General features: G+C 74.2%; 23 protein-coding genes and 1 pseudogene. 10 read left to right on the top strand and 14 right to left on the bottom strand.

What is annotated here, in order from left to right; all coding sequences use genetic code 11:
• The first annotated feature begins 231 nt into the window (after positions 1–231).
• Together CG747_RS16030 and CG747_RS48025 are read left to right on the top strand one after the other, a co-directional pair.
• A complete protein-coding gene (locus CG747_RS16030) occupies positions 232–1,065 on the top strand; it encodes a GNAT family N-acetyltransferase (RefSeq protein ID WP_100602393.1) in 834 nt (277 codons plus the stop codon).
• 132 nt (positions 1,066–1,197) lie between these two features.
• Complete coding sequence (locus CG747_RS48025) at positions 1,198–1,473, top strand: hypothetical protein (RefSeq protein ID WP_180985565.1); 276 nt, start codon at positions 1,198–1,200, stop codon at positions 1,471–1,473.
• Positions 1,474–1,570: 97 nt separating this feature from the next.
• Here the strand turns inward: CG747_RS48025 and CG747_RS16020 are convergent, their stop codons facing one another.
• The 4 genes from CG747_RS16020 to CG747_RS16005 form a co-directional block, all read right to left on the bottom strand.
• On the bottom strand, positions 1,571–2,614 hold the full coding sequence (locus CG747_RS16020; protein WP_236573002.1) for a recombinase family protein: 1,044 nt from the start codon (positions 2,612–2,614) through the stop codon (positions 1,571–1,573).
• A 226-nt stretch (positions 2,615–2,840) separates the two neighbouring features.
• Positions 2,841–3,284, bottom strand: a complete 444-nt coding sequence (locus CG747_RS16015; RefSeq protein ID WP_100602391.1) for a DUF2267 domain-containing protein — start codon at positions 3,282–3,284, stop codon at positions 2,841–2,843.
• 71 nt (positions 3,285–3,355) lie between these two features.
• Entirely contained in the window at positions 3,356–3,751 is a 396-nt protein-coding gene (locus tag CG747_RS16010) for a DUF2267 domain-containing protein (RefSeq protein ID WP_100602390.1), read from the bottom strand.
• Between the two features lie 102 nt (positions 3,752–3,853).
• On the bottom strand, positions 3,854–4,285 hold the full coding sequence (locus CG747_RS16005) for an Hsp20/alpha crystallin family protein (protein ID WP_100602389.1): 432 nt from the start codon (positions 4,283–4,285) through the stop codon (positions 3,854–3,856).
• Between the two features lie 128 nt (positions 4,286–4,413).
• Here CG747_RS16005 and CG747_RS16000 point away from each other — a divergent pair, with 128 nt between their 5' ends.
• The 4 genes and pseudogenes from CG747_RS16000 (at position 4,414) to CG747_RS15985 (ending at position 8,893) form a co-directional block, all read left to right on the top strand.
• Positions 4,414–5,043 (top strand): type III effector protein, encoded by a 630-nt coding sequence (locus tag CG747_RS16000; protein WP_100602388.1) that lies wholly within the window; start codon positions 4,414–4,416, stop codon positions 5,041–5,043.
• A gap of 54 nt (positions 5,044–5,097) precedes the next feature.
• Positions 5,098–5,181 (top strand): annotated as a pseudogene (locus CG747_RS49455) (VOC family protein); the annotation flags it as partial.
• 123 nt (positions 5,182–5,304) lie between these two features.
• Positions 5,305–6,879 carry an FAD-dependent monooxygenase gene (locus CG747_RS15990; protein WP_100602387.1) on the top strand — a complete coding sequence of 525 codons (1,575 nt, stop codon included), beginning with the start codon at positions 5,305–5,307 and terminating at the stop codon, positions 6,877–6,879.
• A 109-nt stretch (positions 6,880–6,988) separates the two neighbouring features.
• Complete coding sequence (locus tag CG747_RS15985; protein WP_100602386.1) at positions 6,989–8,893, top strand: HAD family hydrolase; 1,905 nt, start codon at positions 6,989–6,991, stop codon at positions 8,891–8,893.
• On the opposite strand, the gene mca is transcribed toward CG747_RS15985, so the two are convergent.
• The gene (mca, locus tag CG747_RS15980) at positions 8,874–9,845 is read right to left on the bottom strand and encodes a mycothiol conjugate amidase Mca (RefSeq protein ID WP_257980444.1); all 972 of its coding nucleotides are present in this window, start codon (positions 9,843–9,845) and stop codon (positions 8,874–8,876) included. The genes CG747_RS15985 and mca overlap by 20 nt on opposite strands.
• Positions 9,846–9,865: 20 nt before the next feature.
• Positions 9,866–10,783, bottom strand: a complete 918-nt coding sequence (gene rfbA / locus CG747_RS15975; RefSeq protein WP_100602385.1) for a glucose-1-phosphate thymidylyltransferase RfbA — start codon at positions 10,781–10,783, stop codon at positions 9,866–9,868.
• 210 nt (positions 10,784–10,993) lie between these two features.
• Here rfbA and CG747_RS50700 point away from each other — a divergent pair, with 210 nt between their 5' ends.
• From CG747_RS50700 to CG747_RS15955, 4 genes are all read left to right on the top strand, one after another.
• The gene (locus tag CG747_RS50700; RefSeq protein ID WP_100602384.1) at positions 10,994–12,538 is read left to right on the top strand and encodes an ABC transporter substrate-binding protein; all 1,545 of its coding nucleotides are present in this window, start codon (positions 10,994–10,996) and stop codon (positions 12,536–12,538) included.
• Positions 12,535–13,530 (top strand): ABC transporter permease, encoded by a 996-nt coding sequence (locus CG747_RS15965; RefSeq protein ID WP_100602383.1) that lies wholly within the window; start codon positions 12,535–12,537, stop codon positions 13,528–13,530. The genes CG747_RS50700 and CG747_RS15965 overlap by 4 nt, the downstream gene beginning before the upstream one ends.
• A complete protein-coding gene (locus tag CG747_RS15960) occupies positions 13,527–14,396 on the top strand; it encodes an ABC transporter permease (protein ID WP_100602382.1) in 870 nt (289 codons plus the stop codon). Before CG747_RS15965 ends, CG747_RS15960 begins: the two co-directional genes overlap by 4 nt.
• A 95-nt stretch (positions 14,397–14,491) precedes the next feature.
• Positions 14,492–16,153, top strand: a complete 1,662-nt coding sequence (locus tag CG747_RS15955; RefSeq protein ID WP_219621462.1) for an ABC transporter ATP-binding protein — start codon at positions 14,492–14,494, stop codon at positions 16,151–16,153.
• Positions 16,154–16,233: 80 nt separating this feature from the next.
• Here CG747_RS15955 and CG747_RS15950 read toward each other — a convergent pair whose 3' ends face one another.
• From CG747_RS15950 to CG747_RS15915, 8 genes are read right to left on the bottom strand one after another with little or no spacing between them, the layout of a single operon-like run.
• Positions 16,234–17,787, bottom strand: coding sequence for a D-alanine--poly(phosphoribitol) ligase (locus CG747_RS15950; protein ID WP_100602381.1), 1,554 nt, complete (start codon positions 17,785–17,787; stop codon positions 16,234–16,236).
• Complete coding sequence (locus tag CG747_RS15945; protein ID WP_100602380.1) at positions 17,784–18,047, bottom strand: acyl carrier protein; 264 nt, start codon at positions 18,045–18,047, stop codon at positions 17,784–17,786. Before CG747_RS15945 ends, CG747_RS15950 begins: the two co-directional genes overlap by 4 nt.
• Before the next feature lie 53 nt (positions 18,048–18,100).
• On the bottom strand, positions 18,101–19,234 hold the full coding sequence (locus tag CG747_RS15940; protein WP_100602379.1) for a nucleotide disphospho-sugar-binding domain-containing protein: 1,134 nt from the start codon (positions 19,232–19,234) through the stop codon (positions 18,101–18,103).
• Between the two features lie 12 nt (positions 19,235–19,246).
• A complete protein-coding gene (locus CG747_RS15935) occupies positions 19,247–19,933 on the bottom strand; it encodes a Crp/Fnr family transcriptional regulator (RefSeq protein WP_100602378.1) in 687 nt (228 codons plus the stop codon).
• Between the two features lie 30 nt (positions 19,934–19,963).
• Positions 19,964–20,758 (bottom strand): thioesterase II family protein, encoded by a 795-nt coding sequence (locus CG747_RS15930; RefSeq protein WP_100602377.1) that lies wholly within the window; start codon positions 20,756–20,758, stop codon positions 19,964–19,966.
• Positions 20,759–20,786: 28 nt separating this feature from the next.
• Positions 20,787–22,046 carry a hydroxymethylglutaryl-CoA synthase family protein gene (locus CG747_RS15925; protein WP_100602376.1) on the bottom strand — a complete coding sequence of 420 codons (1,260 nt, stop codon included), beginning with the start codon at positions 22,044–22,046 and terminating at the stop codon, positions 20,787–20,789.
• Entirely contained in the window at positions 22,043–22,303 is a 261-nt protein-coding gene (locus CG747_RS15920; RefSeq protein ID WP_100602375.1) for an acyl carrier protein, read from the bottom strand. Before CG747_RS15920 ends, CG747_RS15925 begins: the two co-directional genes overlap by 4 nt.
• On the bottom strand, positions 22,300–23,286 hold the full coding sequence (locus tag CG747_RS15915) for an LnmK family bifunctional acyltransferase/decarboxylase (protein WP_100602374.1): 987 nt from the start codon (positions 23,284–23,286) through the stop codon (positions 22,300–22,302). Before CG747_RS15915 ends, CG747_RS15920 begins: the two co-directional genes overlap by 4 nt.
• Positions 23,287–23,292 lie beyond the last annotated feature (6 nt).

The raw sequence follows: 23,292 nt of genomic DNA, 5'->3' as shown, positions 1-23,292 counted from the left end.
CCAGACCCGATGTCTGTATCGCGTTCCAACTCGCAACTTTAAATGTCAAGTTAGTGGACTTAAAGCCGTGATGGCATCGGCATCGTGCGCACTCTTGTCGTCGTCGCCTCAAGTCCGCGCAGGTCAAGGGTGGCTACCGGGAGGCCGTGGCTGGGCCCGGTTCGGGTAGGGGCCGGTTCGGTCCGCTCATTTTTCGTTGCCTCGTGCGCCTGGTGATGCTGGAGTGAGCGGATGGATCAGGACACAGTGCTGGCGGTCTTCGATCGCGAGATGCGGCAGGGCATCCGGGCCGATGGGCCCGGAGCCCGGGTAGAGAGGGTGGGCGGCGTCGTACGTCATGTGGGCGCAGACGCCGACGGCTGGAACGGGGTCGTCTGGTCGGAGCTGGACGAGGCCACGGCAGACGCCGCGATCGCGGAACAGGTGGAGTACTTCACCTGGCTCGGGCGCGGGTTCGAGTGGAAGTTGTACGGGTACGACCGGCCGGCCGACCTGCCCGGACGGCTGCGGGCAGCGGGTTTCGTACCCGAGCCGGAGGAGACGCTGATGGTCGCCGACATCAAAGACCTGCCCACGAGCGTCGAACTGCCCGAGGGCGTTCGCCTGCTCCCGGTTACCGATGCTGCCGGGGTCGAGCTCGCGGTGGCCGCGCAGGAGCGGGCGTTCGGCGAGGCACGGCAGTACCATCGGCATCTGTTGCTCGGCCAGTTGGCCGCTGGCTTGCCTCCCGCGGTCGTCGCCATGGCCGGTGACGTGCCGGTGAGCGCCGCACGGATGGAGCTGCACCCGGGGACGTCCTTCGCGAGCCTGTGGGGCGGGGGCACGGTGCCGGAGTGGCGCGGCCGGGGCGTCTACCGGGCCTTGGTCGCCTTCCGTACCCGCATCGCCGCCGAACACGGCTACCGCTACCTCCAGGTCGACGCGTCCGACCAGAGCCGTCCGATCCTGCGACGCCTCGGGTTCGTACCGCTGGCCACCACCACCCCGTACGTACACCGACCTCACCCAGAACGCGGCATCGACCGACCGGGCTCAGCGCCGCGAGGACGACGAGGCCGCCGGTGACCGCGAGACTGGTCAGCACCGCCGGGAAGGCAGCCCATGGCCTGCCTGGCGCGGGCCTGATAGGAGCCGTCGGACACGTCGTAGGCGCCTGGTCATGAGGGTGATGGCTGCCCAGGTGATCAGCGTCTCCGAGTGTTGGACGAGCCGTTAGTAGTCCCAACGGACCGCTACGTCTATCTCGACGGCGGCGGCGGCAGTTGCGCGATCCGGCCGGGCGTCTGGCGTGACACACTCCGCGACACTTCCCCCACCCCACTCCCGATCCCCTCCATCGCCTGGTGGTTGCACCACCCCGGCGCCTCCCCACCCACCCCCACCGTCGCCAACCGCACTGTCATCTCCACCGACCCCACCGGCCTGGCTACCTGGGGTATCGCCGAGGTGAGCCCAAAAGGGGCCATGGGATGATCTTGCTCCGTGATTGATGAGCAGAATCCTGGTGTGCTGGGTGGCTGGCTGGCCCCGCTTCCTTGAGCGTCGGCGGGACGCTCGTCGCAGGCGGGGGTCAGCCCCTTGATCCCGCCCGGCGACAGAGGCCGTCACCGCGTCGCCACGGCCTGGGCTCCGGTACGGGGCTCAGGAAGCGCGCCGCTGGCCTGGAGGGCTGCGAAGTCGGAGTGGGCCTGGGCGACGGCTTCGGGGTACGCCTCGCGCTTGGCGTGTTCGGCGAGGGCCCGGTAGATGCTGGCGACGGAGGGGTTCTGTCCTTGCGCTTGCCGATGGGGATGATCAGGTCGGGCTGGATCTGCTCGACGGACTCGCCGCCCGCGCGGCGCCGCAGCACAGTGTGGAGCATGTCGTCGGTGATGACCGGGGGCCGGCCGCCGTGCTTGCCCTTGCGGGCCGCGGTGTCGAGCCCCTCCAGCGTCGACTCCCGGATGTTCTCCCGCTCCGTCTCCGCCATTGCCGCGAAGAACGCGAACAGCAGCTTCCCGGGCCCGGTGGGGTCGTAGATGCCGGGCAGCGGGCCGGCGAGCATCTCCAGGATGAGGCCGTGGGCGGTGAGATGGTCCGCCAGGGCGGTGAGTTCGGCGGCGTCGCGGCCGAGCCGCTTGATCTCGTACACGGTGAAGATGACCCGGCAGTGCGGGGCGTGTGCCTTGACCTCCCGCGCCGTCCTCAGCGCCTCCTCGAACTTCGGGCGGACCCGCACCCGGGTGCTGATCTTCTCGCTGAAGATCTTGTCCCTCGGGATGCCGTGCCCCGCGAGCGCGTCGAGCTGGGAATCAAGTTCCTGCCCGAGCGTCGAGCAGCGCGCGTAGCCGATGCGGATGTCCGCGCTCGGCAGGTCCGGGTCGATGGGCGCCGGCGGCGGGGTGCCCGGCCGCCACGGCCGGCCCGGGCCCCGGTCCGCCGGGGTCGGGACCCGCAGCGCCTTCTTCAGCCGGGGCACCATGGTGAAGCGGCGGGTGTGGTAGGCGGAGGCGACCGCGCCGCCGCGCGAGCGGCAGGGCGAGCCGGGCTGGGCGCCACACTTCGGACAGGCGTGCTGCTCCACGTCGTCCGCGTCCGACCGGTCGGTCGAGGAAGGGGGCTGAGGGTCTGTCATGGGCCCGGATTTCCGCACAATGCAAGTCTCAGAAGGGGGTCCGTTCCGCTTTTGAGTGAGAACGGGTTCTGAGGACGAATCCGGGATCGGCGGGGGTCCGGGCCAGCGTGGCCCGGACGGTGACCAGCAAGGTGAAGTCCCCGATCCGCGCGATCGGGGACTTCACCAGTACGAGACCGTCCGGCGGGGGTCGGGGCGGGCCTCTGTTACGGCTCCGGGTGCCCGCTTACGCGGCCGGGGCGAGTTCGGCGCGGCCGAACAGCAGGGCGTAGCCGGTGGGAAGCTGGTACAGGATGCGGGTGATCAGGTCGGGGCCGGCGTGGGCTGTGACGGCGGCGAATACGGAGCCGGTGTCCCAGCGGGTGGTGGCCAGGGAGGCGCCGGAGCGGGCGGCGAGGTCCTTGACGAAGGCCCAGCCGGTCAGCGGCTGGGTGTCGGGGATCTGTGCGGTCAGGACGCGTGCGGCCTCCAGGGGCAGGCAGGCGGCCAGGTCGACGCGTTCGTCGCCGGTCAGCTGACGCCCGAGCCCTCCCAGGACGAGGCGGACGGCTTCGTCGGCCTTCTCGCGGGTGGGGTAGGCGCCCTCGTAGCGGACTTTCTCCAGCATCTGCTCGTACGCCGTCTCGTACGGCTGCTGGTGCCCTTGAGGTGCGCGTACGTCGGTGATCACTGCTGTGCATGCCTTTCATCGGAGCCGGGATGGGGTGGCGCCCGGGGGTGTGGCACCACTCCAGGTCTTGGTCAGGTGGGTTGTGGGCGGCCGAAGAGGAGGTCGTAGCCGGCGGGGAGCTGGAGCAGGATCTGCCCCGTCAGGTCGTTGCCGGCGGTGTCGGCGACCGTGGACAGGACGGCGCTGACGTCCCAGGTCGCGGTGTGCTCGGTGGCGCCTTCGATCCAGGCCGCGGTCGCGCGGACGAACCGTTCGGGGGGCAGCGGTTCGGCGCTCTGCAGCGGGTTCAGCAGGATCAGTGCGAATTCCTCCGGCAGGCGTGCGGCGAGCTGGGCTCGGACCTCGCCGACCAGGTGCGCGCCGAGCAGGGCGAGAACCACGCGGGCCGCCCGCTCCGCTTCCTGCACGGTCTCGTACTCACCGCGTTCTCTCACGTGATCGAGGAACGCTTCGCGTCGCAGAGTCATCTCGGCCGCCCCTTTCCTGTTCGGACTGTCCAGGGGTGCGGAGGACGGGTGATGAGGAGGAGATCAGGTGCCTGTCCTCCGCACCGGTCCGGCCGGCTGGTGTCAGCCGGAGATCTCCTTGCGGCCGGAGCCGACGCCGATGGAGATCTTGCGGGGCTTGGCGCGCTCGGCGATCGGGATGCGCAGGGTGAGCACGCCCGCGTCGTAGTCGGCCTGGATGTGCTCGGTGTCGAGGGTGTCGGCGAGCACGATCTGGCGGGAGAAGGCGCCCAGCGGCCGCTCGGACAGTTCCATCTGCACGTCGTCGGCCTTCGCCACCGGCCGGCGCTCGGCCTTGACGGTGAGCATGTTCCGCTCGACGTCGATGTCGATCGCGTCCGCGGTGACACCGGGGAGGTCGAAGGCCACCACGTACTCGTCGCCCTCGCGGTAGGCGTCCATCGGCATCGCCGACGGCTTGGACCAGGTGCCCGGGCCCATCAGCTGCTGTGCCAGCCGGTCCAGCTCACGGAAGGGGTCAGTGCGCATCAACATCGTGAAACACCTCCAGCGGTTTGTAGGCAGTTGCTGCCAATGCGCTGCACTGACACCGTTGTAACATGTCATCCAATGGATGACAAACATGATGTCGTCGACTTGATGACATGACGAGGGAGGTGCCCGTGACCGCAGCAGACCAGCCGTCCACAACCAGCACCGACGCCCACAGCCCGGCGTCGTTCCTCGCCGCCGCGGCGGCCCTCAACGCCATAAACGACGCCCTGCACACAGCCCAGCACGAGACCCCTGGCAGCCCCGGCACCGGGCCGGGCCCGGAGCAGGCCCTGGCCTCCCTGATGCTGCTGCGGCAGGTCCGCGAGCAGCTCGCCGGATGGGAGACCGGCCTGATCGAAACCGCCCGCGACGCGGGCGCCAGCTGGGCCGACCTCGCCCACCCCCTCGGCGTCACCAGCCGCCAGGCCGCCGAACGCCGCTACCTGCGCGGCCGCCCCGGCCCCGCCGGCACCACCGGCGAACAGCGCGTCACCGCCACCCGCCAGGCCCGCGCCGCCCAGCGCACCACCGCCACCTGGGCCCGCCACAACGCCGCCGACCTACGCCGCCTCGCCGGCCAGATCACCGCCCTCACAGACCTGCCCCCCACCGCCCGCCGCCCGCTCAGCGAGCTCCACGCGGCTCTCGCCCACAACGACCCCGCCGACCTCATCGCCCCCCTGACCGCCACCCGCCCCCACCTGGCAGCCACCCACCCCGGCCTCGCCGCCCAACTCGACAGCCTCACTCCCCCCTGACCCCGCCTGGTGCACCGCACCACCATCCAGGTCAGCCTCCGCCCTCGGGCGAACGAGTTGTGGCCTGGAGACCCGGACGGGCACCAGATCGTGGTGACCGAGGTGCCCGCCGACCATCCGTTGCGGTACCGGCCCTGACCCGGCGGGGCGGCGGACGGCCGGGGTGCGGCCGGCGGGGCGCCCCGAGAGTGCGTCCGGTGCAACTCCGGTGTGCACAGCGGTAACTGGTGGCGGGTGCCCGCCGTCGCTAGCGTCGCGGGCATGACCACTACGGAACACCCCCTCGGCGGGGAGCACTTCGATGTCGTGATCGCGGGCGGCGGCCCGGTCGGCCTGGCGTTGGCCGCCGAGCTGCGCCTGCACGGCGTCGTGACCCTCGTCCTGGAGCGGGGGCGGCGCGGGCAGGGCGAGCCGCGCACGCTGGAGCTGCACTCCCGGACGCTGGAGACACTGGACCGGCGGGGCCTGCTGGCGGAGTTCACCCGCGCCCAGGAGAGCCTGCCGGGCCTGGCGGACTACCGGCAGAGCCTCTCCGACCAGGCCACCCGCGGCCACTTCGCCGGGCTGTACCACCTCGGCCGGCACTCGGCGGAGCCCGCCGAGCAGCCGCACGGCCTGACCCTCCCCCACCACGTCCTCAAGGAGCTGCTCGCCCGGCGGGCCGACGGCCTCGGCGCGGTGGTCCGCTACGACCAGGAGGTGACGGGCCTGGCGCAGGACGCGGACGGTGTCACCGTCCATGTGCGGACCGCGGACGGCGACTCCGCGGTCCGTGCCGACTTCGTGGTCGGGTGCGACGGCGGGCGCAGCGCGGTCCGCAGGAGTGCCGGGATCGACTTCCCGGGCACCGCCCCGTCGTTGGTGTCCCGGATGGGGCGCGGCACCGTCGAGGTGCACGGGGGCGGTGAGCTGCCGACCGGTTGGCGGCGCACCGACGGGGGCTGGTTCATGCGGATGCCCGACGGGCGGATAGCCGTGACCGAATGGAGCGTGCCGGAGGACCTGGAGAGCCCGGCGACCGCCGGCGAACTGGCCGGCGCCATCGAGCGGGTGACCGGGCAGCGGATCACCCTGACCGACGTGGACTTCGTGACCCGCTTCACCGACAGCGCCCGGCAGGCGAGCCGGTACCGCGCGGGCCGGGTGCTGCTGGCCGGGGACGCGGCGCACATCCACTTCCCGGCCGGTGGGCAGGGCGTCAACCTCGGCCTTCAGGACGCCTTCAACCTGGGGTGGAAGCTGGCCGCGGAGTGCCGGGGCGGGGCGCCGGAGGGGCTGCTGGACAGCTACGAGGCGGAGCGGCATCCGGTCGCCGCGGCGGTGCTGGACAACACCCGGGCGCAGGTGGCGCTGATGGCGCCCGGCCCGCAGGTGGACGCGTTGCGGGCGTTGTTCACCCGGCTGATGGCGATGGACGAGGTCAACAAGCACCTCAGCGACGTCATCTACGGCACCGGCATCCGCTACACCGCTCCGCCCACCGTCGCCGGGGGCCCCTCCGGGCCGGGCGGTCATCCGCTGGCGGGGGCGTTCGCCCGCGATCTGCCGGTGACGACGGCGGACGGGCCGGCCCGGCTGGCGGAACTGCTGCGCCCGGGGCGGCCGCTGCTGCTCGGGCTGGACGGTTCGGGTGCCGGCGGCGCACTCAAGGCCGCGGCGGGTTGGACCGACCGGGTCGAGGTCGTACCGGCCACCGCCCGGGAGCCCTACGCGGCGGCGCTGCTGGTGCGGCCGGACGGCTATCTCGCCTGGGCGAGCGACGGGCCGGTGGCGGAGGACGCGCTGCGTGCGGCGCTGACCGCCTGGTGCGGGCCGGAGCGGCCGGCGGCCGGCTGAGCCCCGGCCGCGGCGCACTGTACGGGGGCTCCACCGGCGCCCGAGTCGGCCGGTCGGGCCGCGCCCTAGCCTGGCGCGGACATCCGACCGGCGGCGAGGGGGCTGTGCGATGACGGCGGACGCGGTGGCAGCGGCACTGGGGCGGTTGCGGGAGCTGGTGCGGGCGGGCGGCGGGTACGGCGAGGTGCGGGCGGTGCTCGGCGAACTCGCCGCCGGTCCGGGCGGGTTGGCGGACCTGGCGCGGGCCGGGCGGCTGCTGGCCCGGCACGCCCCCTCCCGCACCGCCCCGGACGCCCCCGGGGAGATCGGGATCGCGGTCACCGGGCACGGCACGCTGGCCGCGCTGGTGCCGTCGCTGACCGCCGAGTGCGCCCGGCACGGCCTGTGGGCACGGGTGGCGGTGAGCGACTTCGACGCGTACGTGCGGGACCTGCGGGACCCGTCGAGCGCGGTCTACGACGCCGGGCACCGGCTGGTGCTGTGCGTCCTGGACCCGTATGTGGTGCTCGACGAGCTGCCGGTGGTGTGGCGGGTCGATGCGGTGCGGGCGGCCGCGGACCGGGCGCTGGCCGGGGTCGGGGCGCTGGCGGAGCGGTACGCGGCGCACGGCGGCGGCACGCTGGTGCTCAACACCGTGCCGCTGCCCCGCAGCTGGTCGCACCAACTGGTGGATCTGGCGTCCCGGGCCGAACTCGGCGTGGTGTGGCGGGAGTTCAATGCCGCACTGCTGCGGCTGGCGGCGCGGCACTCGCGGGTGGTGGTGCTGGACCTGGATCCGCTGGTGGCCGCCGGTGGGCCCGCCGAGGAGCCGCGGCTGGCGGTCTACGCCGGGGCGCACCTGAGCGAGGAGCTGCTGGCCCGGTACGCGCGGGAGGTCGGGCACCTGGCCCGGGCGCTGTCCGGGCGGACGAAGAAGGTGCTGGTGGTCGACCTCGACAACACCCTGTGGGACGGGGTGCTGGGGGACGACGGGCCGGACGGGATCGCGGCGGCTGGCACCCTCCGGGGCGAGGCGTTCGGGCGGTTCCAGCGGGTGGTCAAGCAGCTGGGGAGCCAGGGCGTGGTGCTGGCGGTCAGCAGCAAGAACGAGGCCGGGGCGGTGGCGGCGGTGCTGCGGGACCACCCGGACATGGTGCTGCGGGAGGCCGACTTCGCCTGCGTGCGGGCCAACTGGGAGCCCAAGGACGGGAACCTGCGGGAGATCGCCGCACGGTTGAACCTGGGGGCGGACAGCCTGGTCTTCGCCGACGACTCGGCGTTCGAGACCGGGCTGGTCGCCGGGAGCCTGCCCGAGGCGGCCGTGGTCCGGCTCGGCGGCGAACCGGCCGTCCACGGCCACCTGCTGCTCGCCGACGGCTGGTTCGACACGCTGGAACTGACCGAGGAGGACCGCGTCCGGGGCGCCCACTACCGGACCGAGGCGGCCCGCGCGGAGCTGCGTGCCGACACCGGCTCGTACGCGGAGTACCTGCGGCGGCTGGACGTGCGGGTCGGGATCCGGACCGCGACCGGGGGCGACCTGGCGCGGGTGGCCCAACTCACCCGGCGGACCAACCAGTTCAACCTGACGACGCTGCGGATGGGACCGGCGGAGGTGGCGGCGTACGCCGCGGCGCCCGGGCGGGCGGTGCTGGTGGTCACGGCGGCCGACCGGTGCGGGGACGCAGGCGTGGTGGGGGCGGTCTTCGCGCGGTGCGCGGACGGGGTGCTGGAACTGGACAACGCGCTGCTCAGCTGCCGGGTGTTCGGCCGGGGGATCGCGGCGGCCGCGGTGGGCCGGGTGCTGCGGCAGGCCCGGGAGTGCGGGCTGGTGGCGGTGCGCGGACGGTACCGGGAGACCGCGAAGAACGGGCGGTTCCGGTCGTTCTATCCGTCGCTGGGGTTCGGGCGGGAGGGCGGGGACGAGGCGGCGCCGGTGTTCCGGCACGGCCTCGACCCGCTGCCCCCGATGCCCGGCCACCTGCGGGTGACCGCGGCGTTCGGCACCGGGCCGCTCAGCGGCCGGCCGGGGTGACGGCGCCGGCGTGCGGCCGGTCCGCCGGGGCGGTGTGCCGGGCCGCGTAGTGCAGGCGCGGCACGCCCGGCAGGGTGATGCCGGCGAACAGGTCGCTCTCCGGCAGGTGGGTGTCGACCAGGGAGCGCGCCAGGGCGTAGTCCTCGGTCGGCCAGATCTCCTGCTGGAGGGCGAGCGGCACCGCGAACCACGGGCCGTCCGGGTCGATCTGGGAGGCGTGCGCGATCAGCGCCCGGTCGCGCACCGGGAAGTACGCGGCGCACGGGACCCGGGTGGTGATCGGCGGCTGGTGCCGCAGGTCCCGCCAGATCGGCGCGTACGGGGAGGGCAGGCCGCGGTCGAGCAGGGCGCGGTGCAGGGCGGCGCGGCGGGCCGGGTGGGAGCCGTGGTTGTAGTAGAGCTTGAGCGGCTGCCAGGGCGGGCCGGCCTCGGGGCAGACGTCCGGGTCGGCGGCGGTGTCGAAGGCCGCGACGGCGACCCGGTGGGTCATGACGTGGTCCGGGTGCGGGTAGCCGCCGTCGGGCGCGTAGGTGGTGACCACGTGCGGCCGGAACTCCCTTATGACGCGGAGGAGTTCGCTGGCCGCGTCGGCGACGTCCAGGCGGGCGAAGCAGCCCGGGGGCAGCGGTGGGGCGGGGTTGCCCTCGGGCAGGCCGGAGTCGACGAACCCCAGCCACTCCTGGCGCACGCCGAGGATCCGCCGGGCCTCCTCCATCTCGCAGGCGCGGACCTCGGGCATCCGGTCGGCGAGTTCCGGGTCGCCGCGCAGTGCGGGGTTGAGGACGGAGCCCCGTTCGCCGCCGGTGCAGGTCGCCACCAGGACGTCGGTGCCTTCGGCGGCGTACTTGGCCATGGTGGCCGCGCCCTTGCTGGATTCGTCGTCGGGGTGGGCGTGCACGGCCAGCAGCCGCGGCCGGACCCGGTCGGGGTGGGGTTGACTGGTCTGGGTCACCGGTTCTCCTCGGATGTGGCTCACCGGCCCGCCACCGGTACCAGCCGGTCGGCGAACTGCGCGTGCCGCTGCGCCTCCCAGTCCAGGAGCCGCAGCAGGTAGTCGCCGTAGCCGCTCTTGCACAGCGGTTCGGCCAGGCGCCGCAGTTGCGCGTCGTCGATCAGGCCGGCGCGCCAGGCGGCCTCCTCGACGCAGCCGATCTTCAGGCTCTGCCGTTCCTCGATGACCCGGACGAACTCGGCGGCCTGGACGAGGGAGTCGAAGGTCCCGGTGTCGAGCCAGGCGGTGCCGCGGTCGAGGAGGGTCGCGTGCAGTTGGCCGCGCTCCAGGTAGGCGGTGTTGACGTCGCTGATCTCCAGTTCGCCGCGGGCGCTGGGGCGCAGGCCGCGGGCGATGTCGACGACCGCGCCGTCGTAGAAGTACAGGCCCGGTACGGCGTAGCGGGAGCGCGGCAGGGCGGGTTTCTCCTCGATGGAGAGCACCCGCCCGGCCGGGTCGAACTCGACGACGCCGTAGGCGCTGGGGTCGGCGACCGGGTAGGCGAAGATCCGCCCGCCGGTGACCGTGCCGCGGTCGCGCAGCCGGCGGCCGAGGCCGACGCCGTGGAAGATGTTGTCGCCCAGGATCAGTGCGGCGGGCGCCCCGGCGAGGAAGTCCTCGGCGATCAGGAACGCCTGGGCGATGCCGCGGGGTTCGGGCTGGACCGCGTATTCCAGGCGCAGGCCCCACGGGTGCCCGTCGCCCAGCAGCCGCTGGAACTGCGGGCGGTCCTCGGGTGTGGTGATCACCAGCACCTCGCTGACGCCCGCCATCACCAGGGTGCTGAGCGGGTAGTAGACCATCGGTTTGTCGAAGACCGGCATCAGTTGTTTGGACACCGCCCGGGTGATCGGCCAGAGCCGGGAGCCGGTGCCGCCGGCGAGAAGGATTCCACGCACAAGAGCCACCTCCGGGGCCGATGTTCCCGGCCCGCTCGCGGGCGCTCCGCTCATAACTGAGCATCGGGCGGTACGCGGCGCCTGGGCGGCCGATCGGTGCCGGGCGCGCGGGACGAACGGCGGCGCGGGCGTGCAAAGTTGAGCAGACGGCCGCTGGCGGCGCGCCCAGGCTCGGGGGATCCGTCCCCGTGTCCGAGGAGCCGAACTGCCATGTCCCGGGTTTCCGGCGTCGCTCGACGCCGCTTCTTGCAATGGACCGCGGCCGCCGCGGGAGCCTCCGCGGGCGCCGGGGCGCTGTCGGCGTGCAGCGGAGCGCGGGGCGGCGGCTCGGCGTCGGTGGCGGCCGACGGGGCGCTGCTGCGGGTCGGGGCCGGCGACGCCACCGGCAGCACCGGGCTGGATCCGCGCGATGCGGGGTTCGGTGCCAGTTATGTGGCGCTGTACCACGTCTACGACTCGCTGATGTATCTGCAGGGCGGCCGGTACGTGCCGGGGCTGGCGCGGTCGGTGGAGCCGAACGCGGACGCCACCGAGTGGACCGTCCGCCTGCACGAGCACGCGGTCTTCCACGACGGGGCGCCGGTGCGGGCCGCGGACGTGGCGTACTCGCTGCGGACGCTGGCGGCCCCGCCGTCCAAGCGCGCCTCGGTCTTCGCCGATCTGGATCCGGCGCGGATCAAGGTGGTGGACGCGACCACGCTGCGGGTGGGGCTGCACCGGCCGCGGGGGGACTTCCGGGAGTCGGTGCTGGTGGTGTTCTCGCCGGTGTTCCCCGAGGGGACCCGGGACTTCACCAAGGGCATCGGCTCGGGTCCGTACCGCCTGGAGGAGAACGACGGGAAGAACCTGCGGCTGGTGGCGAACCGCGGCTACTGGGGCGGGCGGCCGTCGTTCGAGCGGATCGAGCTGGTGCGGATCGCCGATCCGGCGGCCCGGCTGAACGCGCTGAAGAGTGGCCAGATCGACTATGCGATGGGGATCTCGGCGACCGGGGCGCGGGCCGAGCGGGCCGACCCGGGGGTGCGGATCCTGCGCGGCGGCGCCGCCAACTCCAACGCGCTGTCGTTCGCGATGAACGCGCGGCTGGCGCCGTTCGACGATCCGGACGTGCGGCGCGCGGTACGGCTGGCGGCCGACCGGGACGCGCTGGTGGGGCGGGTGCTGGAGGGACTGGGCACTCGGGGCGACGACCTGGTGGGCAAGGAGTTGCCCGGTTACGCCGCCGGGGCGGGGCCGCGGCGGCGGGAGGTCGCCGAGGCGCGGCGGCTGTTCGCCCGCGCGGGGGTGCGCGAACTGACCCTGCGGGCGGCGGACACGGTGCCCGGCCTCGTCACGGCGGCCCGCCTGTTCGGCCAGCAACTCCGGGACGCCGGCGTTGCGTTGAACGTGGAGCAGGTTCCGGCGGACACCTATTACGCGGATCTTCCCGGGCTGGCCCGGGCGCCGTTCCAGACCTTCTACTACACCAACCGGCCGGCCGCGGTACACCTGTCGGCGACCACTTCCAAGGGCGCGTTCTTCAACGTCACGGGCCTGGCCGAGGACCACTGGAAACGGCTCGCGGCGGCCCAGGCGACGGTGGACGACGACCGCCGGGCGGCGCGCTTCGCGGCGATCCAGCAGGGGCTGTACGCCTCCGGCGGGGATCTGCTGTGGGGGTTCCAGGAGCAGGTGGACGCCGCGGTGCCCGGACTGTCGGGGGTGGCGGTCAGCCAGTCGGTGCCGCTGTTCGCACGGGCGGCGGTACGCGGATGAACGGGCCGCGGGCGCGCGGGGTGCGGCGGTGGTCGCTGGTGCCGCCGGCGGTGGCGTGCGGGCGGCGGCTGGCCGGTGCCGCGGCGACCCTGCTGGCCGCGTCGGCGGTGCTGTTCGCGGCGGCGGAGGTGCTGCCCGGGGACGCCGCGGCGTCGGCCCTCGGCGGCTCCGCCACGGCAGGTCAACTCACGCAGTTACGCGCCCAGTTGGGCCTGGACCGCCCCCTGGTGGTGCGGTACGCGGACTGGATCGGGGCGGCGCTCGGCGGGGACCTGGGGCGGAGCACCGCGGACGGGCGTCCGGTGCGCGCGATCATCGCCGGGCCGCTGGCGGACACCCTGCTGCTGGTGGGGCTGTGCGCGGCGCTGACGGTACTGCTGGCACTGGCGGTCGGACTGGCCGCCGGGCTGCGGCCGGGCGGGCGGCTGGACCGGGTGCTGTCGGGCGGGGCGGTGGTGCTGGTGTCGCTCCCCCAGTTCGTGACCGCGGGGATCCTGGTGCTGGTGTGCGCGTCGTGGCTGGGGGTGCTGCCCGCAGTGTCGCTGGTGCCGTTCGGGGCGTCGCCGCTGGCCCGGCCGGAGGTGCTGGTGCTGCCGGTCGCGGCGCTGACGCTGTTCTCGGCGGCATGGGCGAGCCGGATGGTGCGGGCGGCGGTGGCCGATGCCGCGGCGGCCCCGCATGTGGCGGCGGCGCGGCTGGCCGGGCTGAGCGAGCGGCGGGTGGTGGTACGGCATCTGCTGCCGACCGCCGCCGGGCCCTGTGCGCAGGTCTTCGGCTGGCTGGCGGGCGCCCTGGTCGGCGGTACCGCGGTGGTCGAGCAGGTCTTCAACTATCCAGGATTGTCAAGGGAGTTGGTGGCGGCGGTGGAGCACCACGACAGTGCGGTGCTGGAGGGCGTCGGGCTGCTGATGGCGGCCGCGGTGGTCGGCGGGCTGGTGCTGGCCGACCTGGTGGGGATGGCGGTCGATCCGCGGCTGCGGAGGGCGCGATGAGCACGGTGCGGGCAGCGCGGCTGCGCGAACCCGGTCCGCCGCCGGACCCGGCGCGCCCGCACCGCACCGGGCGGCACCGGCCGGCCGGTGCGGTGCGGGCGCTGCTGCCGCTCCTCCCGCTGCTGGCGGTGGTGGTGCTCGCGGTGGCCGGCCCGTGGCTGGCGCCGCTGGATCCCGGTCGCATCGTCGCGGCCCCCTACGAGACGCACGGCGCGGGGCTGCTGGGGACGGACGGCGCGGGCCGGGACGTGTGGGCCCGGTTCCTGGCCGGTGGACGGCCGCTGGTGCTGATCCCGCTGCTTGCCACCGCCGTCACCACCGTGCTGGGGACGGCGATCGGCGTCCTGGCGGCGTATGCCGGTCGCCGGCCGGCGGCGCTGGTCGCACGGCTGGACACCCTGCTGCTGGCGCTGCCGCCGGTACTGGTGCTGCTGGTGCTGCTGTACGGCTGGGGCTACCACACCGGGACGCTGGTGACCGCGGTGGCGGTGACCGGGGTGCCGTTCGTGTCCCGGGTGGCACGGGCCGCCACCGCGCAGGTTCTGCACGCCGGTTACGTGGACCAGGCGGTGGCCCTCGGGGACGGGCCGGTGGCGGTGATGGCCCGGGAGATCGTGCCGAACATCGTGCGCCCGGTGCTCGCCGACGCCGGCACCCGGCTGGCCGTCGCGGTGGCCCTGACCGCCTCGGCGGGCTTCCTCGGCTTCGGGCCGGACAGTCCCGACTGGGGCGCGATGATCAGCCAGAACATGGAGGGCGTGACGCTGGCGCCCTGGGGCGTGGCGGCCCCGGCGGCCGGGCTGGCCGTCCTCACCGTCTCCGTCAACCTCGGCCTGGACCGACTGACCGCGAGGATCGCACCGTGAGCACTGTGGGCATTGTGGGGACTGCGGGCACCGGGGGCTCCGGAAGCTCCGGGGACACCGGGGACACCGGGGGCACCGGGGGCACCGTTCGCGCCGTGCGCGGGGAGCGCGCCCGGCCCGGCGGACACCGGGACGCACCGCTGCTCGACATCGAGGCGCTGACTGTCGCCGACCCCCGGGGGCGGCCCGTGCTCGACGGTCTGTCCCTGCGGGTGCGGTCCGGGGAGGCGCTCGGCGTGGTGGGTGAGTCCGGGTCCGGGAAGACCACGCTGGCGATGGCGCTGCTCGGCGCCCTGCGGCCGGCCGACGGCGGCGCCGCGGCCGGTCTGCGGATCACCGCGGGCCGGGTCCGGGTGGCCGGGCGGGACCTGGCGGCGCTGTCCGGCCGCGAACTGCGGGCGGTGCGGCGGCACACGGTGGGGTATCTGCCGCAGGACCCGGCGGGGGCGCTCACGCCGACGATGCGGGTGGGCGCGCTGATCGGCGAACTGGCCCCGGAGCGCTCCGCGCAAGCGGTGGCCCGGACGCTGGAGAGCGTCGGGCTGCCCGCCGGACGGGACTTCCTGCGGCGCTTCCCGCACGAGCTGTCCGGTGGTCAGCAGCAACGGCTGGCGCTGGGGCGGCTGTTGGCGGCCGATCCGGCCGTGGCGGTGCTCGACGAGCCGACCACCGGTCTGGACGTGCTGACCCGGCGCCGGGTGCTCGACGAGATCGGCCGGCTGGCCGCGGAGCGCGGGCTGACGCTGGTGTTCATCACCCACGACCTGCCCGCCGCGGCCCGGCTCACCGACCGGCTGGCGGTGCTGCGCGGCGGCCGGTTGGTGGAGGACGGCCCGGTGGACGAGGTGCTGCACCGGCCGCGGGCGGCGTACACGGCGGAGCTGGTGCGGGCGGTACCGGACGTGGCGGAGGCGGTGCGCGACCGGCCGGACCGCTCCCCCGCCGGCGGGCCGTCGGCCCGGACGGCCGGTGGTCCGGCGGGTGCCGGTCCGGTGCTGGCGGTCCGCGGGCTGCGGGCCGGGCACGGCCGCGGCGCGCGCCGGGTGACCACCGCCGCGGGGGTGTCGTTCGCCGTCGCGCGGGGCGAGTGCGTCGCGCTGCTGGGGGCCTCGGGGACCGGGAAGACGACGCTGGTGCGGTGTCTGAGCGGGCACCACCGGCCGGATCAGGGCGTGGTGGAGCTCGCCGGGGCGCCGGTGGCCCCGCGGCTGCGGGACCGGTCGGTCGCGCAGCGGCGGTGGGTGCAGCTGATCGCGCAGGACGCGACCGGTTCGCTCAATCCGCGGCGCACGGTGGCCGCGGCGATCGCCCGCCCGCTGCGGGTGCTGCGCGGTCTGGACCGGGACGCGGCGGCCGGCGAGACCCGGCGGCTGCTGGGGCTGGTGGGGCTGTCGGCGGAGTGCGCGGACCGGCTGCCGGGCGGGCTGTCCGGCGGCCAGCGGCAGCGGGTGGCACTGGCCCGGGCGCTGGCGGCCGGGCCCGAGGTGCTGCTGTGCGACGAGATCACGGCGAGCCTGGACGTCCGGGTCCAGGCGGAGATCCTGCGGCTGCTGGCGGAGCTGCGCCGGGACCTGGGCCTGGGGCTGCTGCTGGTCAGCCATGACCTGGGGGTGGTGGCGCGGCTGGCGGACCGGGTGCTGGTGCTGGACCGGGGCGGGGTGGTCGAGGACGGTCCGGCGGCCGAGGTGCTGGGTGCGCCCCGCCACGCCTGGACGCGGGAGGTGGTGGCGGCGGCCCCCCGCCTCACCCCGGGCTGAACCGACAACGCGTCATATCCGTGCCGCGGGCACACGTACGGGGCGGACCGGGATTCCCGATCTGCCCCGTATCGCGTTGCTCAGATCCGGTCGGCGGCCTCCGCGCGCAGGCGGAGCCGGTCGGTCTTGCCGTTGGGGTTGAGCGGCGGGTCGGGCCGCGCCCACAGGTGCTTGGGGAGCATGTACGGCGGCAGGAGTTCGGCGAGCCGCTTGGCGAGTGCGGTCAGGTCCGGGGTGTCCTCGCCGAGGACGAACGCGACCAGGACCGGACCGGCCGGGCCGGGTACGGCGAAGGCGGCGGCGTCGGACTGCGGGGCGGCGGTGCGCACCGCCCGTTCCACCTCGGAGAGTTCGATGCGGTAGCCCTGGATCTTGACCTGGCCGTCGCTGCGGCCGAGGTGGACCAGGCCGCCGTCGGCGGTGCGGCGGACCCGGTCGCCGGTGCGGTACCAGCGGTGGCCGTCGTGGTCGAGGAAGCGGCCGGCGTCGTTGGCGGGGTCGAGGTAGCCGTCGAACATCTGGGGCCCGGTGACGCAGAGTTCGCCGGTGGTGGCGTCGGTGCGGCCGTCCTCGTCGAGGAGGAGGCCGCGCAGGCCGGGGTGGAGCCGGCCGATCGGGACGGTGCCGGTGGGCGCGTCGGTGGCCGGGTCCCAGCGGTGGCCGGTGCAGGCGACGGTGAGTTCGGTGGGGCCGTAGAGGTTGTCGAGGACGGTGTGGGGGGCGACCGTGCACCAGTACGCGGCGCTCTCGGCCGGTAGCGGCTCGCCGCAGAAGACCGTGTGGCGCAGGCCGGGCAGGTCGCCGGGGCGGAGCAGGTCGCGGGTGCGGACCGCGGCGACCAGGCTCGGGGTGGAGGTCCACACCGTGATGCGGTGGTCGCGGAGGTAGCGGCGGGGGTTGAGGGCCTGGAGGCGGTTGAGGACGGTGAGGCAGGCGCCGGAAGCCCAGGCGGCCCAGACCTCGAACATCGAGAGGTCGAAGGTGAGCTCGTAGACCTGGCCGAAGGTGTCGTCGGGGCCGAAGTCGAAGCGCGGCAGGGTCGCGTCGAGGAAGGCGGAGATGTTCCCGTGCCGGATCGGTACGCCCTTGGGGCGGCCGGTGGAGCCGGAGGTGAACAGGATGTAGGCCGGGCCGTCGTCGGGGCCGGTGGCCGGCGGGTGGTCGGCGGCGGGGTCGGGGACGCGGACGGGGGTGCCGGCCGCGGCGGGGGCCCACCGGTCGTGGCGGGGGGCGAGGACGACGGCGGGGTGGGCGGCGGCGGCCAGCGCGTCGAGTTGCGCGGCGCCGGCCGGGTCGACGACGAGGGCGTCGAGGGCGGCGGCCGCGGCGATCTCCTGGTTGCGGGCGACCGGGTACTCGGGGTTGAGGGGGACGGCGGTGGCGCCCGCGTACAGGGCGGCGAGGAAACCGAGGTAGCTCTCCTCGGACTTGGCGGCGAGGATGCCGACGCGGCGGGGCGGGCGGGGCCCGGTGTGCAGGGCCGCTGCCCAGGAGCGGGCCGTGCGGTCGGCCTCGTCGTAGGTCCAGCGGCGGTCGTTGAGGCGCAGTGCGGTGCCGTGCGGGTTGCGGGCCAGACCGTCGAGGAACCAGTGGTGGAGGCGTTTGACGGGGGTGTCCGGGCCGGCCGTGGTCATCGGCCGGCTCCGCTGCCGGCGGCGGTGATCAGCGGCCGCAGGGCCGTCCAGATGGCACCGGGGGTGGCGAAGGTGGCGGGGGCGATCACGGTCTCGGGCAGGGCGAGGCCGTAGGTCTCCTCCAGGGCGACGATCAGGCCGACGGTGGCCATGGAGTCGAGGCCGAAGGCGGGCAGCGAGAGGTCCGCGGTGAGCGGGGTGCCGGGGTCGAGGCCGGGCAGGCGGTCCCGGACGAGCTGCTCGAACTGCTGGTCCCACATGGGGTTGTCACCTCGTGATGGCTGGGTGGGTGGGGCGGGGCCGGGCCGCCGGGTCAGGCGGTGGCGAACCGGACGAGGTCGGGGACGAGGTCCGCCGGGCCGGGCAGGGTCGCGGTCTCGGCGCGGACCTCGGCGGCGGCGTGGGCCAGCTTGTCGTCCTCGGTCAGGCGGCGCAGCAGGTCGGGGGTGAGGTCTTCGGGCGCCGCGGCCAGGGCCAGGCCGCGGGCGGTGGCGGCGTCGGCGTTGATGTGGCGGTCGGCGCCGTCGGGGAGCATCAGCTGCGGGACGCCGGCGCCGGCCGCCGTCATGGTGGTGCCGGCGCCGCCGTGGTGGACGATGCCGGCGCAGGTGGGCAGCAGGGCGCCGAGCGGCAGCCAACCGCAGGGGCGGACGTTGGCCGGGAGGTCGCCGAGGGAGCTGAGGTCGATGTCGCCCAGGGCGAGGACGAACTCGGCGTCGACGTCGGGGGCGTGGCGGAACAGGTGCTCGACCGGGCCGAGGCCGGTGAGCTTGGGCGCCATGGTGCCCAGGGTGACCGCGATGCGGGGGCGACCGGGGTTCTCCAGCAGCCAGGGCGGGAGGACGCCGCCGCCGTTGTAGGGGACGTAGCGCACGGTGCGGCCGCCGGGCTCGGGGGTGACCATGCTGGGCGGTGCCACGTCCAGGACCAGGCGGGCGGGGAGCCGGGCGGCGGTGTGCCGTTCCCGGGCGTCGGCCATGTGGTCGGTGAACTGGGCGGTCTCCAGGTCGCCGCTGCGGGCGAAGCCGTAGCCGTGGCTGACCGCGGGGACGCCCAGCGCGGCGGCGGCCAGGGTGCCGGCGCTCCACATCTGGGAGTGCACGACGAGGTCGGGCCGCCAGGCGCGGGCCACTTCGACGGTGCCGTCGCCGAGTTCGCCGGCGGCCATCCGGGCCCACATCACGGACATCAGGCTGAGGTCGCGGGGCGGGTTCTCGGTGAGCCGGCGGACGATGTCGGGGCATTCGGCGGCGATGGTGGTGCGGAGGGCGGCCATGTCGCAGTCGGGGGCGACGTCGGCGACCTGGAGTCCGGCGCCGGCCGCGGTCAGACCGTCGCCGGTGGTGGCGAGCAGGACCTCGTGCCCGGCGGAGCGCAGCGCCCAGGCCAGCGCGATGGTCGGGAAGGTGTGGCCGATGTGCGGGTTGGTGGCGAAGAGGACGCGCATGGTTGCTCCTGTCTAGGCGGACCGGGTCTCCAGGTAGGCGGCGAGCCGGCGTTGGTCGACGACCAGGTGGGATTCGGGGGTGACCTCGACCAGGCCGACGTCACGGAAGCGCTTGAGGAAGTGGCCGACGCGGGAGCGGGTGGTGCCGACCATGCCGGACAGCTCCTCGTGGGTGATCCGCTCCTCTATGCGGGGCCGCTGCCGGTCGCCCTTGCCGAGCTTGCGGGCGAGGTCCAGCAGGATCTCGCCCAGGCGCTGTTCGCTGTCGACGGTGACGAGGTGGGTGATGGACTGCTGCTGTTCGGCCAGCCGCCGGGTGAGGTGGTTGATGAACGCGTCGACCAGGCCCTCTTCGGTGAGGGCGGTGAGGAACTGCCCGTAGGGCACTCTGCGGACGACGCTGTCGCGCATCGCGGTGGCGGATTCCGCGCGGACGCCGCCGAGCGAGCACAGCTCCCCGAAGAGGTCCCCGGGGGTGTAGATCCGCAGCAGGCATTCCTTGCCGGAGCGGGAGAACATCACCGTCTTGATCTGGCCGCTCTCCACGTAGTAGACGTTGCGGTCCTGGTCGCCGCAGCTGTAGGCGTTCTGGTTGCGGTCGACCGTCACGGTGGAGGCCCGCACCGAGTCCTTGTAGAGCACGCCGTGCATCCGGGCGCGGAATCCGGTGGGTGCGAAGACGTGTGACGACGGGTTCATGTGGCCTCCCCAGGGCGATCGACCCGAAGCTCAGGTCCCGACCGTACGAAGGGGTCGTTGAGCGGTGGTCGATTCCCGGTGCACCGTGGACAGGGCGGTGCGCAGGGCGGTCATCAGGCCGTCGGGGGCCTCCTTGAGGTAGAAGTGGTCGCCGGGGAGGACCCGCAGCAGGAAGTCGCCGCTGGTCACGTCGCGCCAGCGGGCGACCTGGTGGGGCGAGGCGAGCGGGTCGGCGTCGCCGGTGTAGGCGAAGACCGGGCAGGTGAGGGCGGGTGCGGGCGGTGGGACGGGCCGGTAGGTCTCGTTCAGTTCGTAGTCGGCGCGCAGCGCGGGCAGGAACAGCCGCAGCAGCTCGCGCTGGCGCAGGACCTGCGGTGGGGTGCCGCCGAGCCCGGTGACCTCGGCGAGGAACTCCTCGTCGGGCAGGTGGTGGACGGCGGGGCGGTCGGTGGGGGCGTACGGGCCGCGGCGGCCGGAGACCAGCAGGGCGGCCGGGCCGGTGGCGCCGCGGTCGCGCAGCAGGCGGGCGGTCTCGTAGGCGACGATCGAGCCGAGGCTGTGCCCGAAGAAGGCGTACGGGCGGTCCAGGTGGAGTGCCAGGCCGTCGGCGAGGTCCTCGATGAGCGGGCCCATGCGGGTGTAGGGGGTCTCCCGGCCGCGGCCCTCGCGGCCGGGCAGGACGACGGGGCAGACCTCGACGTGCGGGCGCAGTGCGGTGCGCCAGGGGTGGAAGAAGGCTCCGCCGCCGCCGGCGTGGGCGAAGCAGAAGAGCCGCGGGGCGGAGCCGGTGGCGTCGGTCCGCCCCGCTATCCATGCGCCGGACAAGGTGAATCTCCTTACGGGAAGGGGAAGTTCAGCGCCAGGCGTACTGGCGGTGGTAGTCCTTGACGCCGGTGAACGTCAGGATCTCCTTGCGGTCGGCGACCCGGGCGAGGATCGGCTCCCAGGGCTCCGGGTCGACGGTGCGGTGCTGGACCGGCTCCAGGCAGCGGAGGTTGTGGTCGAGCATCCGCAGGTACTCGTCGAAGGTGATCCGGGCGCGGTGGTCCAGGTGGGCCTTGATGCCCTGGGCGGCGACCGCGGCGGCGGAGCGCTCGTCGGCGACGCCGCTGAAGAACTCCGAGGAGCAGCCGGACCCGTAGGAGAACAGGCCGATCCGGCGCGGGCCGGTGACGGCGCCGGAGTCCAGCAGGCTGGCGAGGGCGAGGTAGACCGAGCCGGAGCAGAGGTTGCCGACGACGCTGGGGTAGGCCAGGGACGGGGCGACCCGGCGGGTGAAGTCCGCGTCGATGGCGTGCGGTGCGGCGCCGTGCTCCCGCATCAGCTTGCGGTGGCCGGCCTTGACCAGCCCGGCGAACGGGGTGTGCATGACGAGGTGGTCGAAGTCGGTGGTGACGTCGACGTCCACGACGCGGGAGGCGTAGTCGGCGTAGGAGTGCTTGAGGCAGTCGAGGTAGGCGAAGAGGGAGCGGTCGACGTCGGCGATGTCGAAGCGGGGCGAGGGGCGGGCGGAGTCGAGGGTTTCGTAGCTGTAGTTGCCGAAGGCGCCCAGGTCGAGGGCGAGGACGCGCGGGTCGTCGCCGAGGAGGAGGGCGACGGCGCCGTGTCCGGCGGCCGGTTCGGAGTACTCGGCCTTCTCGTCGACGACCGCGACGTCGGTGGCGATGACCAGGGCCTTGGCGCCGGGTGAGATGCCGGACGCCAGGTATCCGACGGCCGTCTGGAGGGCGGCGGTGGCGCCGAAGCACGCCTGTTTGACCTCCAGGAGGCGGCAGTGGCGGTTCAGGCCGAGGTGTTCGTGGACGTAGGAGGTGAGCGATTTGCTGTAGTCGACGCCGGATTCGGTGGAGGTGACGACCAGTTCGATGCGGTCGCGTTCCTCCGGCGGGAGGGCGTCGACGAGCGGGCGGGCGGCGTTGACGGCGTTGGTGACCGGGTCCTCGATCGGCAGGCCGATGGAGCGTTCGGTCATCATCAGGTTGCCGAGGCGGGCCGGGTCGAGGCCGCGGCCGGCGAAGAGGTCGGCGGTGGTGATCCTGGCGAGGCCGCACCAGACGTTGAGCGCCTCGATGCCGTAGGCCGTTCGGTCGGTGGCGCCGGCGGTGGCGGTCATCGCTGCGCTCCGCTCAGGAAGTCGATCAGGCTGTCGATGTCGGGCAGCTCGCTGAAGGCGGACATCGGGGCGTCGGTGCCGGTGCGCGCCATCAGCTCCGAGATGATCTCCACCCGGTCCACGGAGTCCGCCCCCAGGTCCTTCAAGTGGCGTGTGCCGCCCACGAGTTCGGGGTCGGTGCCGGGCAGGATGGCGGTGACGACCGCGCGGACCAGTTCCGCCGTCGCGGCCCTGTGGGCGGTCGGTGCCTGGGTCATGCTGCTTCCCCCTCGGGGTCGTGGACGGTGTGCAGGGTGCTGACGGCGATCACCCGCTGGGTGCCGCGGTCGCGGATGACGACGTCGGTGAGTTCGTCGCCGGGGTCGGTGGTGCTGACCCGCGAGGTGGCGCTGAGCACCAGCACCGAGTCGAGGTCGGCGTTGCCGAGGTAGCAGATCTTCTGGTCCAGGACGGTGCGCCGCAGGAACGCGGCGTCGGACCGGTCGCGCTGCCGCCACAGGGCGAGGGCCGCCTTGTCGGCGAGGGCGAAGTACGAGGCGAAGTAGAGCAGTCCGACGCCGTTGACGTCCCGGGTGAGGTCGACCGGGTGCTCGACCAGGCCGATGCCGGGCAGCGGCCGGTAGCCGCGGTCGGCGCGGTCGCGGAAGGTGTGCTCGCTGCGGGCCCGGCGGTAGACGGCGCGCGGCGAGTAGCGGACCGGCAGGGCCGGCAGCCCCTCGTGGCGGAAGTCGGGCGGGGACGCCTTGACCAGGTCCTGGTTGCTGCCGGGGGTGCTGCGGGTGACCCAGCGGTTGAAGTTCTCGACGTAGAGGGAGCCTTCGCGGGGGTGGTCGTAGAACTCGGCGAGGTCCAGCGGCCGGTCGGCGCCGGGGGTGCCGGTGCGGTCCAGGCGGTGCAGGGTGAGCACCGATTCGCTGCCCTGGTCGTAGCAGCCGGAGGTGACGGTCAGCCGGTCGCCGAAGGTCAGCGCGCCCTGGTGCAGGGTGCGGCTGCCGCGCACCCGGAAGTAGTAGAACGCCAGGTAGGTGGGGTTGCCGGCGGTGTCCCGGGCGGCGAAGACGTCAGTGCCGCACAGGGCGCTGACGGTCTCCCAGGTCCAGTCGCCGAGCTGGCCCTGGAACAGGGAGTTGGGGCCGCACATCCCCGGGCGGACGGTGATGGTCCGCTTGACCTCCTGGCGGATGTCGAGGGCCGGCGCGGTGAGCGCGGACGCGGTTACGGGTATGGGTGTGGTGGTCATGCCGGG

Origin of the sequence: Streptomyces sp. CB02959, from assembly GCF_002803155.1 — a bacterium.
In the GTDB taxonomy this organism is placed as follows: Bacteria; Actinomycetota; Actinomycetes; order Streptomycetales; family Streptomycetaceae; genus Streptomyces.
The sequence above is the reverse complement of the archived record's forward strand: the minus strand, read 5'-3'. Positions and strand labels throughout refer to the sequence as shown.

What these genes read in the sequence shown, in the direction of transcription:
- CG747_RS16030 (WP_100602393.1), top strand. Translation starts at nt 232, where the DNA reads ATGGATCAGGACACAGTGCTGGCGGTCTTCGATCGCGAGATGCGGCAG.
- CG747_RS16020 (WP_236573002.1), bottom strand. Translation starts at nt 2,614, where the DNA reads ATGACAGACCCTCAGCCCCCTTCCTCGACCGACCGGTCGGACGCGGAC.
- CG747_RS16010 (WP_100602390.1), bottom strand. Translation starts at nt 3,751, where the DNA reads ATGACTCTGCGACGCGAAGCGTTCCTCGATCACGTGAGAGAACGCGGT.
- CG747_RS16005 (WP_100602389.1), bottom strand. Translation starts at nt 4,285, where the DNA reads ATGTTGATGCGCACTGACCCCTTCCGTGAGCTGGACCGGCTGGCACAG.
- CG747_RS15990 (WP_100602387.1), top strand. Translation starts at nt 5,305, where the DNA reads ATGACCACTACGGAACACCCCCTCGGCGGGGAGCACTTCGATGTCGTG.
- CG747_RS15985 (WP_100602386.1), top strand. Translation starts at nt 6,989, where the DNA reads ATGACGGCGGACGCGGTGGCAGCGGCACTGGGGCGGTTGCGGGAGCTG.
- CG747_RS50700 (WP_100602384.1), top strand. Translation starts at nt 10,994, where the DNA reads ATGTCCCGGGTTTCCGGCGTCGCTCGACGCCGCTTCTTGCAATGGACC.
- CG747_RS15965 (WP_100602383.1), top strand. Translation starts at nt 12,535, where the DNA reads ATGAACGGGCCGCGGGCGCGCGGGGTGCGGCGGTGGTCGCTGGTGCCG.
- CG747_RS15960 (WP_100602382.1), top strand. Translation starts at nt 13,527, where the DNA reads ATGAGCACGGTGCGGGCAGCGCGGCTGCGCGAACCCGGTCCGCCGCCG.
- CG747_RS15950 (WP_100602381.1), bottom strand. Translation starts at nt 17,787, where the DNA reads ATGACCACGGCCGGCCCGGACACCCCCGTCAAACGCCTCCACCACTGG.
- CG747_RS15945 (WP_100602380.1), bottom strand. Translation starts at nt 18,047, where the DNA reads ATGTGGGACCAGCAGTTCGAGCAGCTCGTCCGGGACCGCCTGCCCGGC.
- CG747_RS15940 (WP_100602379.1), bottom strand. Translation starts at nt 19,234, where the DNA reads ATGCGCGTCCTCTTCGCCACCAACCCGCACATCGGCCACACCTTCCCG.
- CG747_RS15935 (WP_100602378.1), bottom strand. Translation starts at nt 19,933, where the DNA reads ATGAACCCGTCGTCACACGTCTTCGCACCCACCGGATTCCGCGCCCGG.
- CG747_RS15925 (WP_100602376.1), bottom strand. Translation starts at nt 22,046, where the DNA reads ATGACCGCCACCGCCGGCGCCACCGACCGAACGGCCTACGGCATCGAG.
- CG747_RS15920 (WP_100602375.1), bottom strand. Translation starts at nt 22,303, where the DNA reads ATGACCCAGGCACCGACCGCCCACAGGGCCGCGACGGCGGAACTGGTC.
- CG747_RS15915 (WP_100602374.1), bottom strand. Translation starts at nt 23,286, where the DNA reads ATGACCACCACACCCATACCCGTAACCGCGTCCGCGCTCACCGCGCCG.